Below are 14973 nucleotides of genomic sequence, written 5' to 3' on the forward strand. Positions count from 1 at the left end.
CCACGGTAGGGCACGCCGACCCGATCGGTGCACGCCCTGCACGGACGACGGAGGCCCCCGCCTGACGGCGGGGGCCTCCGGAGAAGTCGGGTGTCAGCGGACGACGACCGCGAGGACGTCGCGGGCCGAGAGCACGAGGAGGTCCTCGCCCGAGTACTTCACCTCGGTGCCGCCGTACTTGCTGTAGATGACCTTGTCGCCCACGGCGACGTCGAGGGGAACGCGGTTGCCGTTGTCGTCGATGCGACCCGGTCCGACGGCGACGACCTCGCCCTCCTGGGGCTTCTCCTTCGCGGTGTCGGGGATCACGAGGCCGGAGGCAGTGGTCTGCTCGGCGTCGACCTGACGGATGACGATGCGATCTTCGAGCGGCTTGATGGAGACCGACACGGTTGACCTCTTCTTTCTCGGGACTTCGGAGAACATGGGTTGGCACTCACCCGTGCGAGTGCCAAGGACCACTGTAGGCCCGCTCTTGGCACTCGGTCAATCCGAGTGCCAACGCCGCTCGGCGAGCGCGAGGCGCCCGGCCGCTCCGAGTGCCGACGCCCGGGGAGGCCGACGACCCGTCGGCTCCGGACGGGGTGCGAGACTGGCGCGATGGACTCCGCCGAGCTGCTCGCCCTGCTCTCCCCCGCAGGGCTCGACCTGCTCGACCGGCTGCCCCCCTACGACGCGGGAGCGGTGGTCTCGACCGTGTCCGACCTCCGCGCGGCGGGGCACTCCCCCGAGCTCGTCTCGGCCGTGCTGGGCCAGTCGCGACTGCGCGCCCGGGCACGCCCGAAGTTCGGCGGGTTCGCGGACCGCATGCTCTTCACCGAGGCCGGCCTGGAGCAGGCGACGCGCCTGGGGGTGGCCGCGCACCACGCGCGGAGGTTCCGGGACGCCGGCGTCGAGCACGTCCTCGACCTGGGCTGCGGCATCGGCGGCGACGCCCTGGCGTTCGCGGCCGTCGAGCTCCGCGTCACGGGCGTGGAGCGCGACGAGGTCACCGCCGCGGTCGCGTCGTTCAACCTCGCACCCTTCCCCGACGCCACCGTCGTGCAGGGCGACGCCGCGACGACCGACCCGGGCGACGCCGGGGGCGCGTTCCTCGACCCGGCACGGCGCACCTCCGGCCACTCGCGCACGCGCCGCCTGGCGGACCCGGCCGACTGGTCGCCCTCCCTCGACCTCGCCTTCGGGCTCGGTGAGCGGCTGCCGACCGGCGTCAAGCTCGGCCCCGGCATCGACCGCGAGCTGCTGCCGGCGGGGTGGGAGTGGCAGTGGATCTCGGTCGACCGCGAGGTCGTCGAGGCCGGCGTCTGGTCGGGCCCGCTCGCGCGGCCGGGCATCGGCCGGTCCGCTCTCGTGGTCGGCGCCTCCGGCGCGGCGGCGGAGCTCACGGGCCCCGCCGACGCGGAGGACGCCCCCGTGGGCGAGCTCGGCAGCTGGCTGTACGAGCCGGACGGCGCCGTCATCCGGGCCCGCCTCATCGGCGACCTCGCACGCCGGCTCGACGCCCGCATGCTCAGCGCCGACATCGCGTACCTCACCGCCGACGAACGGGTCGAGACGCCGTTCGCCCAGGCCTTCCGCGTGGTCGAGACCTTCCCCCTCGACGAGCGCACCCTGCGCAAGGAGCTCCGCACGCGCGGCATCGGTCGCCTGGAGGTCAAGAAGCGCGGCGTCGACGTCGACCCGGCGGCGTTCCGCACCCGCCTGCAGCTGCGCGGCTCGGAGCAGGCGACGCTCGTGCTCACGCGGGTCGCCGGGCGGCACGCCGCGCTGCTCTGCCAGCGAGCCTGACGCCCGAGCGGCACCCCTGCCGCAGCCCGGCGTCCGCGGGCGGGGCGTCAGCGGACGGACGCCCCCGCGGTCGACGCCACGAGGGCCAGCCAGAAGGCCAGGAGGCCGACCCACAGGCAGATCGTGGCGAGCACGCCGACGTAGCCCGTGATGAGCCCGGCCAGCCAGAGCCCGCGCGAGGCCGGCTCGCGACGGCTCGCCAGGTGCCCGAGCACGATGCCCGCGACCGCCACGACGACCGTCAGCCCGAGCGTCACGAGGGTCGTGCTGAGGCCGACCGCACCGGCCACGAGCGAGAGGACGCTGAGCGTGCGCGGCGGCGACGCGACCGGCGCACCCCACGGCGGTCGGGGCCCGCCCGGGGCCGCGCCCGCGGCGGGCGCAGGAGGCTGGACGCCGTACGGCGCGACCGGTCGCGTCCCGTACGGCGCAGGAGGCTGGACCCCGGAGGGCGCAGGAGGCTCGGCTCCGTACGCCGCGGCCGGCTGCGACGCGGCCCCCTGCCACGGGTGGGGACCCCCGGGCTGCTGCGAGGCCGCCCGCGGGAAGGCCGTCGGCGGGAGCGGCGGGACGCCGGGCGTCGACGACGCCCCCTCGGGGACGCTGGCGGGCGGCACGGGGCCCGTCGCGGCGTCGGGCTGGTCGGGGCGGGGCTCGTCGGTCACGTGCTGGCCTCTCTCGGGGGCGGGGTGCGGTGCCGCGGGCGGCTCGGTCAGCGTAGCGAGGGACGGCACCGCCGGCCTGGTCCGACGGGGTCGGGACGCGCCTCCTGACGCAGCACGCCCCCGCCCGGGGGACCGGGCGGGGGCGGACGGGACGACGCGGCTCAGTACGAGTAGCCGGCGGAACCGAGGCCGGCGAACAGGGCGCCGAAGAGGGCGAGCCCGAGGACGACGGCGAGGATCATGAGGACGACCACCGCGTAGCCGAGGACGAGACCGGTGAGGGCGAGGCCGCGCCCCTCCTCCCCCGTCTTCTTGATCTGGCTCAGCGCGAGGTGTCCGGTGACGATCGCGGCGAGCCCGGTGACGCCCGTGAAGAAGCCCGCGATGCCGAGGACCAGAGTGATGATCGCGAGGACGTTGCGCGGCGCCGGCTGTCCGTACGACGGAGCCTGGCCGTACGGCGACGGGCCCTGGCCGTAGGCGCCGGGCTGGCCGTAGCCGTCGCCCTGGCCGTACCCGCCCTGGGGCGGCTGGCCGTAGGCGCCGGACTGGCCGTAGCCGCCCTGGCCGGACCCGTCGCCCTGCCCGTAGCCACCCTGCCCGTAGCCGCCCGGCGCCTGCTGGCCGTACCCGCCCGGCGCCTGGTCGTACGGCTGACCGTACGACGGCGGCTGCGGGCTGCTCTGGGGGTGCTGCGGGGGCTGGTCGGTCATCGGCGTGGCCTCTCGTGCTCGGTGGTCTCGGGGTGGGCGTGGTCCCGGGCCTCCGGCCGGGGGACGCGACGCGCTCTCAGACAGCCTGCACCACGGTGACGGGCAGGGTCGAGTCCGCGGCCACGTCGAGGGGGGACGGAGCGTGCCCGCGGGCCACGAGCTGCGCGCCGAGGGCGGCGATCATCGCGCCGTTGTCGGTGCAGAGGCTCAGCGGTGGCACGCGCAGCTCGACCCCGGCGGCGGCGCAGCGCTCCTCGGCGAGCGCCCGCACCCGGGCGTTGGCGACGACGCCGCCCCCGAGCAGGAGGCGCGGAACGCCCAGCTCGGCGCAGGCCGCCAGGGCCTTCGTGAGCAGCACGTCGGCCACGGCCTCGCGGAACGACGCGGCGACGTCGGCCACGGGGACCTCGCGCCCCTCGGCGACGCAGCGCTCGACCCAGCGCGCGACGGCGGTCTTGAGGCCCGAGAAGGAGAAGTCCCAGCGGTGCCGGGCCTGGTCCTTCGGAGCGGTGAGCCCGCGCGGGAACCGGATGGCGGTCGGGTCGCCCTCGGCGGCGACGCGGTCGATGTGCGGGCCTCCGGGGTAGGGCAGGCCGAGCAGGCGGGCGACCTTGTCGAAGGCCTCGCCGGCGGCGTCGTCGATGGTCTCGCCGAGCAGCTCGACGTCGTCGACGAGGTCGCGCACGAGCAGCAGCGAGGTGTGGCCGCCCGAGACCAGCAGGGCGACGGTCGGCAGGTCGAGCTCGCTGCCGTCCTCCCGCAGCACGTCGGCGCCCACGTGCCCGACGAGGTGGTTGACGGCGTAGAAGGGCGTGCCCGTCGCCACGGCGAGGGCCTTCGCGGCACCGACGCCGACCATGAGCGCGCCGGCGAGCCCTGGCCCGCTCGTGACGGCGATGGCGTCGACCTCGTCGAGGGTCACGCCCGCCTCGGCGAGCGCCGCGCCGAGCGCCGGCTCGAGCGCTTCGAGGTGCGCCCGGGCGGCGACCTCGGGGACGACGCCGCCGTAGCGGGCGTGCTCGTCCATGCTCGACGAGATGACGTTGGCGAGCAGCTCGGTGCCGCGCACGAGGCCGACCCCGGTCTCGTCGCAGCTGGTCTCGATGCCCAGCACGAGCGGTCCGGTCACGGGCGTCCCTCCTCGGGGGCGGTCGGGTCGACGGCGGTCGGCACGGGAAGGGCCGACCCGGCGACGGTCGTCGTCGGGTCGGGAACGGTGAGCCGCATGACGATCGCGTCGACGGCGTCCGGCATGTAGTAGCGGGGCCGGACGGCGAGCCGCTCGAACCCCAGCGAGTCGTAGAGCCCCTGGGCGACGGGGTTGTCGGCGCGCACCTCGAGGAACACCTCGCGCGCCCCGCGCCGACGGGCCTCGGCGACCAGCTGCGTGAGCAGCGTGCGCCCGAGCCCGTGGCCGCGAGCCTCCGGCGCCACGGCGATCGTCTGCACGTCGGCGTCGCCGCTGCCGCGTGCGGCGAGCAACCCGGCGTAGCCGACGATGCGACCGGGCTCGCCGTCGGGCTCGGCGACGAGGTAGTACGAGTCGCGGCCCTCGAGCTCGACGGCCATGCTCCGTCGTGACCAGGCGTCGGTCGTGAAGGTCGACGTCTCGATGGCCATGATGCCGTCGAGGTCGGCGGGGCCCGCGACGCGCAGCAGCGGGGCGGTCACCGCGTGACCCGCTTCGACCCGGCCGAGGGGGTCACGTCGGGCTCGCGCAGGTAGAGGGGAGCCGGGTCGGCGAAGGCGCGGCCGTGCTCGTGCAGGCGCTCGGCGAGCATGCCGAGGGCTGCGGCCGAGACCGTGGAGTCGGCGGGGTCGGTGCGCTCGGCGCCCCGGGCGTCGCCGAGGGCGTCGTCGAGGTCGACGGGCCGCGCGAGGGCGGGGCCCGCGAGGCGGACCGGCAGGCCGGCCGCGTCGAGGCCGGAGTAGGTCGACCAGGCGACCTCGCGCCTCCTGGCGTCCGTGACGACCACGAGGGGCAGGTCGACGGCGCGGCCCGGCTCGTCGAGGGAGAGGCCCGCGTGCGCCCGGAGGCGCGCGGCGGCGATCGCGTCGTGGCTGACCACCGCGAGGCAGGGCACGCCCGCGCCGAAGGCGAAGGCCCTGGCCGCGGCGATGCCGACCCGGAGCCCCGTGAACGGGCCCGGCCCGACGCCCGCGACGACCGCGCTGAGCTCCGTCGGGGCGACGCCCGCCTCGGCGAGGACGCGGACCAGGAGGTCGCCCACGACCTCGGCGTGCCGCCGCGTGTCGGTCACGGTCGCCTCGGCGAGCACGCCCCGGTCACGGTCGACGACCGCGACCGAGCTGCCGGCGGAGGTGTCGATGGCGAGGATCACGCCCTCGATCGTAGGCGGTCCGGCGGCGGGCGCCGCCGGACCGCCCGCCTCCCTAGAAGGCGCCGATGTGCTGGGTGCCGGTGGGCTGGCCGACCAGCGCCGCGACGTTCGCCGGCAGGGCCCACGCGACGTTCGTCGACGCACCGAGCAGCGGGAGCATCTGGCCCAGGCCGAGGACGCCCTTCGTCTGCACGTTGCGCCAGGCGGGCTTCGCCGCCGACAGCGCGGCCACCGAGTCGAAGCGGCGCACGGTCGTGTTGTCGCCGCCGCCCCAACCGACGAGCGTCGCCTGGGTGGCGGTCACCCGCTGGTTGAAGGCGTTGCCCGTGATCTCGATCCCCATCGAGTCGGCGGACCGACGCGTGGCCTTGTCGAGCACGTAGACCTGGAACGAGCCACCGCTGCCGAACGCGTTGTTCGCGATCGTGAGGTCGCCCGTGAGCCAGGTGACGGTGGGGTCGGGCTTCGGGCGCCGCGGGTCGTGACCGGTGGAGGCCGTCGCGGGGCGACGTTCGTCCTGCAGGACCTTCACGCCCATCTGGCTGACGCCGCCGATGCTGTTGTTGACGATGTCGACGCCGTTCGAGTCGATGATCTGGACGCCGACCTTGCCCCCCGTGATGACGTTGTCCGCGATGACGCCCTTGCTGGTCAGCTCGAACTGGACGCCCGTCCACTCGTTGTCGGCGACCGTGTTGCCCACGACGTCGACGTCGTAGGCGCTCTCGTCGAGCCAGAGACCCGAGCTGAAGTTGCGGCTGATGTCGTTGCCCTGCACCGTGACCCCCCGCGAGCGGGTGATCTTGACGCCGCCCGAGACCGGTGCCTCCTTGAAGCGCTGGGCGTTGTTGTCGGTGACCACCGAATCCGTGAGGGACATGTCGTAGGCCGTGCTGGCGTTGATGCCGAGCATGCCGTTCCGACGCACCGTCAGGTGCTCCAGGCTCCCGCCGTTGCGCTCGAGGTTGACGCCGATCATGGCGTTGTCCTCGACGACGAGGTCGCGAGCGGTGAGCTCGTCGTGCCCGAGGCGGACCGTGCCGCGGTCGGAGTCCAGCGTCGCGTAGCGTCGCACGCCGAAGCCCTGCAGGGTCGAACCGGCGCCCTGGACCCAGATGGCCTGCGTCTTGTTGCTGATGCGGACCTCCTTGCCCGCCGGGTCCGTGCCGAGGACGACGCGTGCACCCTTCGGGTCGGGGAAGAACGTGCCCGTCGTCACCTCGGCGGCGCTGGCGACCTGGCGCTGCGGCACGCCGCCGACGAAGACCTGGTCGGGACGCCCCGCGAGGGGATGGGCCGGGGACACGAAACGGGGGTTGTCGGCGACCCCGAGGATCTTCGAGGACGGGAACGCGGTCCAGGGGGTGGTCCACGCCGTCCCGGACCGCGACCACGAGGTCACGGGCACGGAGCCGTCGAACCAGACCGCTTCGCCCGGCCAGGACTGGATCGTGACCCGCTTGCCGTAGGGCACGACGACGCTCTGGTTGTAGCTGCCCCCGCGCAGCACGACGGTGCCGCCCTGGGGGGCCTTGGCGATGGCGGCCGCGACCGTCGCCAGGGGCGCCTGGGTCGTGCCCGCGGCACCGTCGCGCCCGGAGGTGGCGACGACGACGGCCCCGGACGGCACGGCGTAGCGGGCGGTGCCGACGGGTGCGGAGCCGGCTCCGTCGAGCGGCGCCGGCGCGGGAGCGGGAGCGGGAGCCGGAGCCGGAGCCGGAGCGGGAGCCGGCGCCGGCGCCGGCGCCGGCGTCACGGTGACCGACCCGGTGGCCGCCACGACGGCGAGGTCGTCGTACGTCGTGGTCGCGACGACGGCGTTGCCGCCCGACGCGTACTGCCACTTGCCGATCCGTCCGGCGCCCTGGATCCGGTCGGCGGCCGCGTCCTTCGCGGTCGCCTGCCAGCCCGGATCGGCGGTGCCCGCCACCCAGGCCTTGCCCGCGACCTGGACGGGCGCCGTGCCCACGGCACGGAACGCCACGCGCACGGTCGAGCCGGGGCGCACGCCGGCGGGCAGGGCGACCCGGGTGAGGGGCTTCTCGACCTTGCCGACGACCTTGGAGAGCACGAGCACGACGGCGCCCTTCGCGGTCTGCTCGAGACGGCCCCGATAGGCCGAGCCGTTGCCCTGCAGGCGCAGGTCCCACGCATGGTAGACCGTGGCCCCGGCGGGCAACGTGATCGTCTCGGCGAGCTCGGCGTCCCGCGTCGACGTGCTGCGCAGCACGGCGGTGACGCTCGCCCCGGCCGACAGGCCCGAGACGACGCCCCGACCGCCCTGCACGCCGAACCGGGCCGGTCCGCTCGACCACGTCGACCAGGCGCCGCCCTTCGTGGCCGTGCCCCAGCCTCCTGAGGCGGAACGGGCGAAGTCGTCGGAGGCGGCAGTGGCCGGGGCGGCGACGGCCGCGGTCGCGGGGAGGCCCGCGGCGAACAGCGCGGCGACCGCGACGGCAGCCGCGGGGACGAGCGACGCACGTCCGTGGCGCAGGCGGGATGTCTTCGTTCCGAGCATGGGGTTCCTCCAGGAGGGGAATCGAGGTGCGGAGCGTCGGCATGGCCCCCCAAGGGGGGCTTGTGGATCTCGTCGACGGGGGGATCGGCGGGCGACTGGACGATCTTTGCTCATGTCTACCGGCTGCGCAATCCCCGCCGAGACCCCCAGGCGCGGTGCCGCCCGAGCGGGTGCCACCTGATCGGGTGCCACGACCGAGGACCACCGCCCGCCCTCACCCGCTCGTCGGCCCGACGGCGGGACGCGTGCGCCTAGGGTGATCCCATGCAGGCCATCGTGGGGCGCCCGACCCCGCCGCGCGCCGACCCGACCCTCGCGGCTCCGTCGACGCCCCTCGAGCAGCGCGACGGACGCGACTGGGTCCGCGCGATCGCCGCCCTCGCGCTCGTCGCCCTCGGCGCCCGCGTGCCGCTGCCGCAGGGGCTCCAGCTCGGCTTCGTCGTCGCCGTCGCGCTCCTGCCGGTCTGGTGGCGCACGGCCACCGCGCACCGTGCCGGAGCGACGGTCGCGGCCAGCACGGTGCTCGCCGCCGTGGCGGGCGTCTGGCTCGCCGCCGCCAACGCGGGCGACCACGACGTCGACCGCACCGGTGCCGTGCAGGCCACGGTGCTGCTCGTCGGCGGCCTCGCCTCCGCGGGCCTGCTCCTCTGGTGCCGCAGCGTGCTGACCACCTGGCGGGCGCTGGTCTGGTACGGCACGGGGCTCGCCCTCGCGCTCTTCCGCGGGAGCACGCTGTTCGAGACGAACCCCTGGAAGTTCGGCTTCGCCCTGCCGGTGACGGTGGTCGCCCTCGCACTCGCGATGCGCCTGGGCCGCCGGTGGGAGATCGCTGTGCTGTCGGCCCTCGCCGTCGCCTCCGCCCTCAACGACTCGCGCTCGGCCTTCGGCCTCCTGCTCGTGGCCGCCGGCCTGTGCATCGCGCAGCTCGACCTGCGGGGCACGGCCAGGAGGCGCTCCCCGGCCGTCGTGCTCGTCACCGGGGCCGCGCTCGCCGCCGGCGTCTACCAGCTCGGACAGGCGCTCATCCTCGACGGCTACCTGGGCCTCGCCACGCAGCAGCGGTCCCTCGAGCAGCTGCGCACCTCGGGCTCGCTCATCGTCGGCGGCCGCCCGGAGCTCGGGGCCAGTCGGGCGCTCTTCGAGGACCACCCGTGGGGCTACGGCGCCGGGACCCTGCCCACGGCCGCCGACGTCGCCGTCGCCAAGCAGGGCATGGCCGAGACGGGCTACGACCCCGACAACGGCTACGTGGAGCGCTTCATGTTCGGGGACGGCTTCGAGCTCCACTCGGTCGTGGGCGACCTCTGGGCCCAGTCGGGCCTCGCCGGCCTGCTCCTGTCGGCCGTCCTGCTGGTCGTCATCGCCTGGGGCGTCGTGACGCGCGTGGCCGACCGACGGGCGAGCGGCCTCCTGCTCTTCGTGGCGGCGAACGCGGTCTGGAACCTCTTCTTCAGCCCCGTGCTCACGAGCATCCCGACGCTCGTCCTCACGCTGGGGCTGCTCTCCGCGCTCCCGGCGGACGGTCCCGGGCCGATCTCCCGCCCCTCGACCCCGCACCCGACCAGACCGAGACGAGCCGCACCGTGACCGACCCGACCGAGCCCACCGACCCGACCCACCCCGAGGACGACGCGACCGGGACGACCTCCCGACGCCGTCGGCTCCTGCTCGCCGTCGCCGCCTCGCTCGTCGTCGCGGCCGTCGTCGTCGCCCTCGTCGTCCGTGGCGGCGGTGACGGCAGTGAGGGACCGACGCCCGGCCCGGCCTCGACGCGAGCCTCGACCTCGACGCCCGGCCCGACCCCACGACCCGGCACCGAGGGCGACCCCGCCGCAGGCACGGAACCTCCCGCGACGACCGGGGACGCCCCCGTCGACCGCGAGCAGCCACCCGTCGCCCTCGACGCCTCGCCCGTCCTGGTCGACGGCATCACCCTGCGGGTGGAAAGCCTCACCGCGGTCGACGCGGATGCCGCCCTGCCCGGCGAGGTCGCGGGGCCGGGCGTGTCGGTGACGATCGTCGTCGACAACGCCGGCGACGAGGCCCTGGACCTGTCGACGACGGTCGTCAACGCCTACTCCGGGGAGGACCTCACGCCCGGGGAAACGGTCTCGACCGGGACTTCTCGGCTCCCCGACCGGGTCGAGGCCGGCAGCACCGCCACGGGCACGTACGTCTTCACGGTGCCCGCCGAGGAGCGCGACGCCGTGCGCGTCACGGTCGACGCCGCCGTCGACCTGCCGACGATCGTCTTCGAGGGCCCGGCGAGCTGACGCGCCCACCCCCGAACGGGGGCCCCTGCCCCGTCGACGGGGGGACCTACGCTGTGGGGACGCCGCGAGACCCGAAATCGCGACGCGCCCACCGTGACGGACCCGAATCCGTGACGGACCCGAATCCGTCGTGGGCACGCCCCTTACCCGAATGAGGCCCACCCCATGGGGAGAACACTTCCCGGGCGCCTCGGCCTGCCCGCGATCGTCGTCGCGGCTGCCGTCGCCCTGTCGTCCCTCGTCGCCGTCGCCCCCGCGACGGCCGACTCGCTCCCGACCGACCCGACGTCCCCCCGGACGCCAGCCACGGTCACCGCCGACGCCCTGCCGACCCCGCAGGTCGACGGCGTCGTCTACTCCCAGATCATCTCCGGCGACACCGTCTACGTCGCCGGCCGCTTCGCGAAGGCGCGACCCGCGGGCTCGCCCGCGGGCGGCAAGGACGAGGTGACGCGCACCTCCGTCCTCGCCTACGACCTGGCGACGGGGAAGCTCTCGTCCACCTTCGCACCGTCGGTGAACGCCCAGGTCAAGGGCCTGGCCGCGTCGCCCGACGGAAAGCGGATCTACCTGGCGGGCTCGTTCACGAGCGTGAACGGCACGGCCAAGTACCGGCTCGCGGCCGTGGACCGCACGACGGGCGCCCTCGTCACGAGCTGGAACCCCGGTACCAACGCGACCGTGAACTCGATCGCGGCCGTGGGCGAGACCGTCTACGTCGGCGGCATCTTCACCAGCATCGGCAAGGACACCCGGCCCCGGGCCGCAGCGGTCTCCGCCCGCACCGGGGCCGTGCTGCCCTGGGCCCCGCAGGTGGCCGGCGGCGACGTGCTCAGCGTGGTCACGAGCCCCGACGGGTCGAAGGTCGCCCTCGGCGGCGGGTTCACGACCGTCAACGGCTCGGGCCAGCCCGGCCGCGGCCTCGCGATGCTGGACCCCGTGACCGGCGTGAACCTGCCGTTCCGCGCCAACGACGCCGTGCGCAACGGCGGCCAGGGAGCAGCGATCTACAGCCTCGCCGCCACCGAGGCCGGCGTGTTCGGGTCGGGCTACGACTTCTACGGCGACGGCAACCTCGAGGGCGCCTTCAAGGCGGACTGGGACGGCGACCTCGTCTGGGTGGAGGACTGCCACGGCGACACCTACTCCGTGGCGGCGAACACCGACGCGGTCTACGTCGCCGGCCACCCGCACTACTGCGGCAACATCGGCGGGCAGCCGCAGACCGACCCGTGGTCGTTCCAGCACGCCATGGCCTTCAGCCAGTCCGCGACGCAGACCATCGGGCGGGATCCCCACGGCTACCACAACTGGGAGGGCACGCCCGCTCCGAGCATCCTCACCTGGGTGCCCGAGTTCGGCGTGGGCGGGATCACCGGCCTCAACCAGGCCGCGTGGAGCGTCGCCGCGAACGACCAGTACGTCCTGTACGGCGGCGAGTTCCCCACCGTCAACGGCAAGCCGCAGGCCGGCCTCGCCCGCTTCGCGATCCGCGCGCTCGCCCCGAACACGACGGGTCCCGAGCTCTCGGGCGCCCTCTTCGTGCCCGACGCGGCTTCGCTCGCCCCGGGTTCGGTCCGCGTCGCCTGGCCCGCCAACTGGGACCGCGACAACGGCGACCTCGCCTACGAGGTCTACCGTGACGGCGACCTCACGAAGCCGGTCCACCGGACGACGGCGACCTCGACCTACTGGGAGCGCCCCGCGCTCGGCTTCGTCGACGAGGGTCTCGAGCCCGGCAGCACCCACTCGTACCGCGTGCGCGCCACCGACCCGCTCGGCAACACGGTCCTCGGCGACTCCGCCCCGGTGACCGTGACCACGGCGACCGACCTCCCCTACCGCGACGCGGTGGCGGCGAACGGCGCGACGTCGTTCTGGCGCCTCGGCGAGGCGAGCGGCAGCACGGTCCGCGACTCCTTCGGCCTCGACGACATGGTCGCCCGTCCGGGCGTCGTGCGCGGCGCCGTCGGGCACGTGGCCGAGGACGGCGCCAGCACCTTCTCCGGTGCCGACGACGCCTCGTCGCTGGCCGCGGGCCAGGTGGCCCGCAAGGCCCCCGACACGTTCAGCGTCGGCGCCTGGTTCCGCACCACGACCACCAAGGGCGGCAAGATCGTCGGTTACGGCGACAGGACCACCGGCCGGTCGAACAACTACGACCGCCACGTCTACATGGACGAGCAGGGGCGCGTGACCTTCGGCGTGTGGACCGGTCAGGCCTCGACCATCACCTCGCCCACGGCCCTCAACGACGGCCAGTGGCACCAGGTCGTGGCGTCCATGGGCGCCGACGGCATGCAGATGTTCGTCGACGGCAGGCGCGTCGGGACCACCGGCACCACCCGCGGCCAGGACTACCGGGGCGTCTGGCGCATCGGCGGGGACACTTCCTGGTCGGGCGCGCCCTTCTTCGCCGGCGACATCGACGACGTCGCGGTCTACCCGACGGCGCTGACGCGCGCCCAGGTCGACGCCGAGTGGGTGGCATCCGGCCGGCCCAGCACGGTGCCGACGGCCCCGGCGGACGCCTACGGTGCGGCGGTCTTCGCCGACGACCCGATCGCCTGGTTCCGGCTCGACGGCGAGGGCGACCGCCTCGCGGCCGACTCGAGCCCCGAGGCCGTCGACGGCCTGGCCAGCGGCGGCGTCACGGCCGGTGCGTCCGGCGCCCTCGCGGGCGGCACGGGCAGGGCGGCGACCTTCGACGGGCAGTCAGGAGGCGTGGCCACCGGCACGAGGACGAACTCGCCCGACACGTACTCGGTCGAGACCTGGTTCCGCACGACGACGACCGCGGGCGGCAAGCTCATCGGCTTCGGCGGCTCGCAGACCGGCTGGTCCGGCAACTACGACCGCCACGTGTACCTGGAACCGGACGGCCGCCTGCAGTTCGGCACCTGGTCCGGGCAGATGAACCTCGCCACGAGCTCGGCGGCCTACAACGACGGCGCCTGGCACCACGTGGTGGGCACGCAGGGCCAGGACGGCATGCGGCTCTACGTCGACGGCGAGGTCGTCGGCACGAACCCCGCGAACCGCTCCGACCCGTACACCGGTCACTGGCGCATCGGCGGAGACAGCGGCTGGTCCGGTTCCGGGTACCTGGCCGGCGACCTCGACGAGGCCGCCGTGTACGCCACGCAGCTCAGTGCCGCGAGGGTCGCCGAGCACCACCGCCTGGGCACGGCGCAGCCCGCCGCGAACGTCGCCCCGCGGGCGGCCTTCACCTCTGCCGTGAACGGCCTCACCGCGTCGCTCGACGCCTCCGGCTCCACGGACGACGACGGTGCCGTGGTCTCGACCACCTGGGACCTCGGCGACGGCGCGACCCTGCAGGGCGCGATCGTGCAGCACGAGTACCGCGAGGCCGGCACCTACCGGGTCACGGTGACCGTCACGGACGACCGTGGGGCGACCGGCACGACCACGCAGGACGTCACCGTCACGGCGCCGCCGGTGAACGCGGCGCCCACGGCGGCCTTCACGTCGACCGTCGCCGACCTGAGGGCGTCCTTCGACGCCTCGGGCTCGGCCGACGCCGACGGTGCGGTCACGGCGTCCGCCTGGGACTTCGGCGACGGCACGACCGGCGAGGGCATCACGACCGAGCACGCCTACCAGGCGGCCGGCACGTACGCCGTCACGCTCACCGTCACCGACGACCGGGGCGCCACCGGCACCGTCGTGCACGAGGTCACGGTGACGGCACCGCGCGTCAACGTCGCGCCCACCGCCGCCTTCACGACGGCCGTGGACCAGCTCGGCGTCACGGTGGACGGCTCGGGCTCGAGCGACCCCGACGGGGACGTCGCGTCGTGGGCCTGGACCTTCGGCGACGGCGGCACCGCGACCGGGGCGACGGCGTCGCACGCCTACGCCACGGCCGGCAGCTACACGGTGACGCTGACGGTCACCGACGACGAGGGCGCCACCGGCACCACGACGCGCGACGTCGTCGCCGTGGCCCCCGCGCCCACGGGGCCCCGGCCGCTCCTGGCGGACGCCTTCGACCGCGTGGTCACGGGCGGCTGGGGCCGGGCCGACACGGGCGGCGCCTGGACGCGCACCGGTGCGGCGGACCAGTACGCCGTCTCGGGCGGGGCCGGCCAGCAGCGCCTCGGCGGTGCCGGCTGGACCACGGGCATGCTGCTCGCCGACGCGAAGGGCACCGACGTCGACCTGCGCACCTCGGTGTCGCTCGACAAGGTGGCGACCGGGGGCGGCACGTACGCCTACGTGACCGGCCGCAAGGTCGCGCAGAACGCCGAGTACCGGGCGAGCGTGCGCTTCCGCGCCGACGGTCGCGCGGCGGTCTCGCTCAACGCCCTGCGCGGCACGTCGTCCGCGGTCACGATCGGCTCGGACGTCCTCGTCCCCGGCGCCGTGACGGCGGGCACGAAGGTGGACGTCCGGCTGCAGGTCACCGGGACGGGCACCACGACGGTCCGCGTGAAGACGTGGATCGCCGGCACGGCCGAGCCGGAGCGCTGGACGCTCACCGCGACCGACTCCACGGCGGCGCTGCAGGCGCCCGGCAGCGTCGCGCTCGGCGCCTACGCCTCGGGCTCGGCGACCAACGTGCCTCAGGTCGTGACGTTCGACGACCTGCTCGTCACCGCACCCTGACACCACGAGGGCGCCCCGGTCCGTACCGACCGGGGCGCCCTCCGT

The 14973-nt window shown here is 75.1% G+C and carries 11 protein-coding genes; 4 read left to right on the forward strand and 7 right to left on the reverse strand.

Annotation, left to right across the window (positions count from 1 at the left end):
* Positions 1-93: 93 nt before the first annotated feature.
* The gene (groES, locus tag ACYVHQ_RS09035) at positions 94-390 is read right to left on the reverse strand and encodes a co-chaperone GroES (protein WP_460512236.1); all 297 of its coding nucleotides are present in this window, start codon (positions 388-390) and stop codon (positions 94-96) included.
* Between the two features lie 210 nt (positions 391-600).
* Here groES and ACYVHQ_RS09040 point away from each other — a divergent pair, with 210 nt between their 5' ends.
* Positions 601-1788 (forward strand): THUMP-like domain-containing protein, encoded by a 1188-nt coding sequence (locus ACYVHQ_RS09040; protein WP_460512237.1) that lies wholly within the window; start codon positions 601-603, stop codon positions 1786-1788.
* 47 nt (positions 1789-1835) lie between these two features.
* Here the strand turns inward: ACYVHQ_RS09040 and ACYVHQ_RS09045 are convergent, their stop codons facing one another.
* From ACYVHQ_RS09045 to ACYVHQ_RS09070, 6 genes are all read right to left on the reverse strand, one after another.
* Positions 1836-2453 (reverse strand): DUF4190 domain-containing protein, encoded by a 618-nt coding sequence (locus tag ACYVHQ_RS09045; RefSeq protein ID WP_460512239.1) that lies wholly within the window; start codon positions 2451-2453, stop codon positions 1836-1838.
* 161 nt (positions 2454-2614) lie between these two features.
* Entirely contained in the window at positions 2615-3166 is a 552-nt protein-coding gene (locus tag ACYVHQ_RS09050) for a DUF4190 domain-containing protein (protein ID WP_460512240.1), read from the reverse strand.
* Positions 3167-3242: 76 nt separating this feature from the next.
* Complete coding sequence (gene tsaD, locus ACYVHQ_RS09055; protein WP_460512241.1) at positions 3243-4295, reverse strand: tRNA (adenosine(37)-N6)-threonylcarbamoyltransferase complex transferase subunit TsaD; 1053 nt, start codon at positions 4293-4295, stop codon at positions 3243-3245.
* Positions 4292-4837 (reverse strand): ribosomal protein S18-alanine N-acetyltransferase, encoded by a 546-nt coding sequence (gene rimI / locus ACYVHQ_RS09060; protein WP_460512243.1) that lies wholly within the window; start codon positions 4835-4837, stop codon positions 4292-4294. The genes tsaD and rimI overlap by 4 nt, the downstream gene beginning before the upstream one ends.
* A complete protein-coding gene (gene tsaB / locus ACYVHQ_RS09065; RefSeq protein WP_460512245.1) occupies positions 4834-5508 on the reverse strand; it encodes a tRNA (adenosine(37)-N6)-threonylcarbamoyltransferase complex dimerization subunit type 1 TsaB in 675 nt (224 codons plus the stop codon). Before tsaB ends, rimI begins: the two co-directional genes overlap by 4 nt.
* Positions 5509-5560: 52 nt before the next feature.
* On the reverse strand, positions 5561-8026 hold the full coding sequence (locus tag ACYVHQ_RS09070) for a right-handed parallel beta-helix repeat-containing protein (protein ID WP_460512247.1): 2466 nt from the start codon (positions 8024-8026) through the stop codon (positions 5561-5563).
* Between the two features lie 264 nt (positions 8027-8290).
* Between ACYVHQ_RS09070 and ACYVHQ_RS09075 the strand changes: the two genes are divergently transcribed.
* The 3 genes from ACYVHQ_RS09075 (at position 8291) to ACYVHQ_RS09085 (ending at position 14928) form a co-directional block, all read left to right on the forward strand.
* The gene (locus ACYVHQ_RS09075; protein ID WP_460512249.1) at positions 8291-9613 is read left to right on the forward strand and encodes a hypothetical protein; all 1323 of its coding nucleotides are present in this window, start codon (positions 8291-8293) and stop codon (positions 9611-9613) included.
* Positions 9610-10299, forward strand: a complete 690-nt coding sequence (locus ACYVHQ_RS09080) for a hypothetical protein (RefSeq protein ID WP_460512251.1) — start codon at positions 9610-9612, stop codon at positions 10297-10299. The genes ACYVHQ_RS09075 and ACYVHQ_RS09080 overlap by 4 nt, the downstream gene beginning before the upstream one ends.
* A gap of 165 nt (positions 10300-10464) precedes the next feature.
* Positions 10465-14928, forward strand: a complete 4464-nt coding sequence (locus ACYVHQ_RS09085) for a PKD domain-containing protein (protein ID WP_460512253.1) — start codon at positions 10465-10467, stop codon at positions 14926-14928.
* Positions 14929-14973 lie beyond the last annotated feature (45 nt).

Source organism: Frigoribacterium salinisoli, assembly GCF_054781095.1.

Bases quoted from the DNA above. Each gene is read 5' to 3' on its own strand.
- ACYVHQ_RS09040 (WP_460512237.1), top strand. From the start codon at position 601: ATGGACTCCGCCGAGCTGCTCGCCCTGCTCTCCCCCGCAGGGCTCGAC.
- ACYVHQ_RS09050 (WP_460512240.1), bottom strand. From the start codon at position 3,166: ATGACCGACCAGCCCCCGCAGCACCCCCAGAGCAGCCCGCAGCCGCCG.
- ACYVHQ_RS09070 (WP_460512247.1), bottom strand. From the start codon at position 8,026: ATGCTCGGAACGAAGACATCCCGCCTGCGCCACGGACGTGCGTCGCTC.
- ACYVHQ_RS09075 (WP_460512249.1), top strand. From the start codon at position 8,291: ATGCAGGCCATCGTGGGGCGCCCGACCCCGCCGCGCGCCGACCCGACC.
- ACYVHQ_RS09085 (WP_460512253.1), top strand. From the start codon at position 10,465: ATGGGGAGAACACTTCCCGGGCGCCTCGGCCTGCCCGCGATCGTCGTC.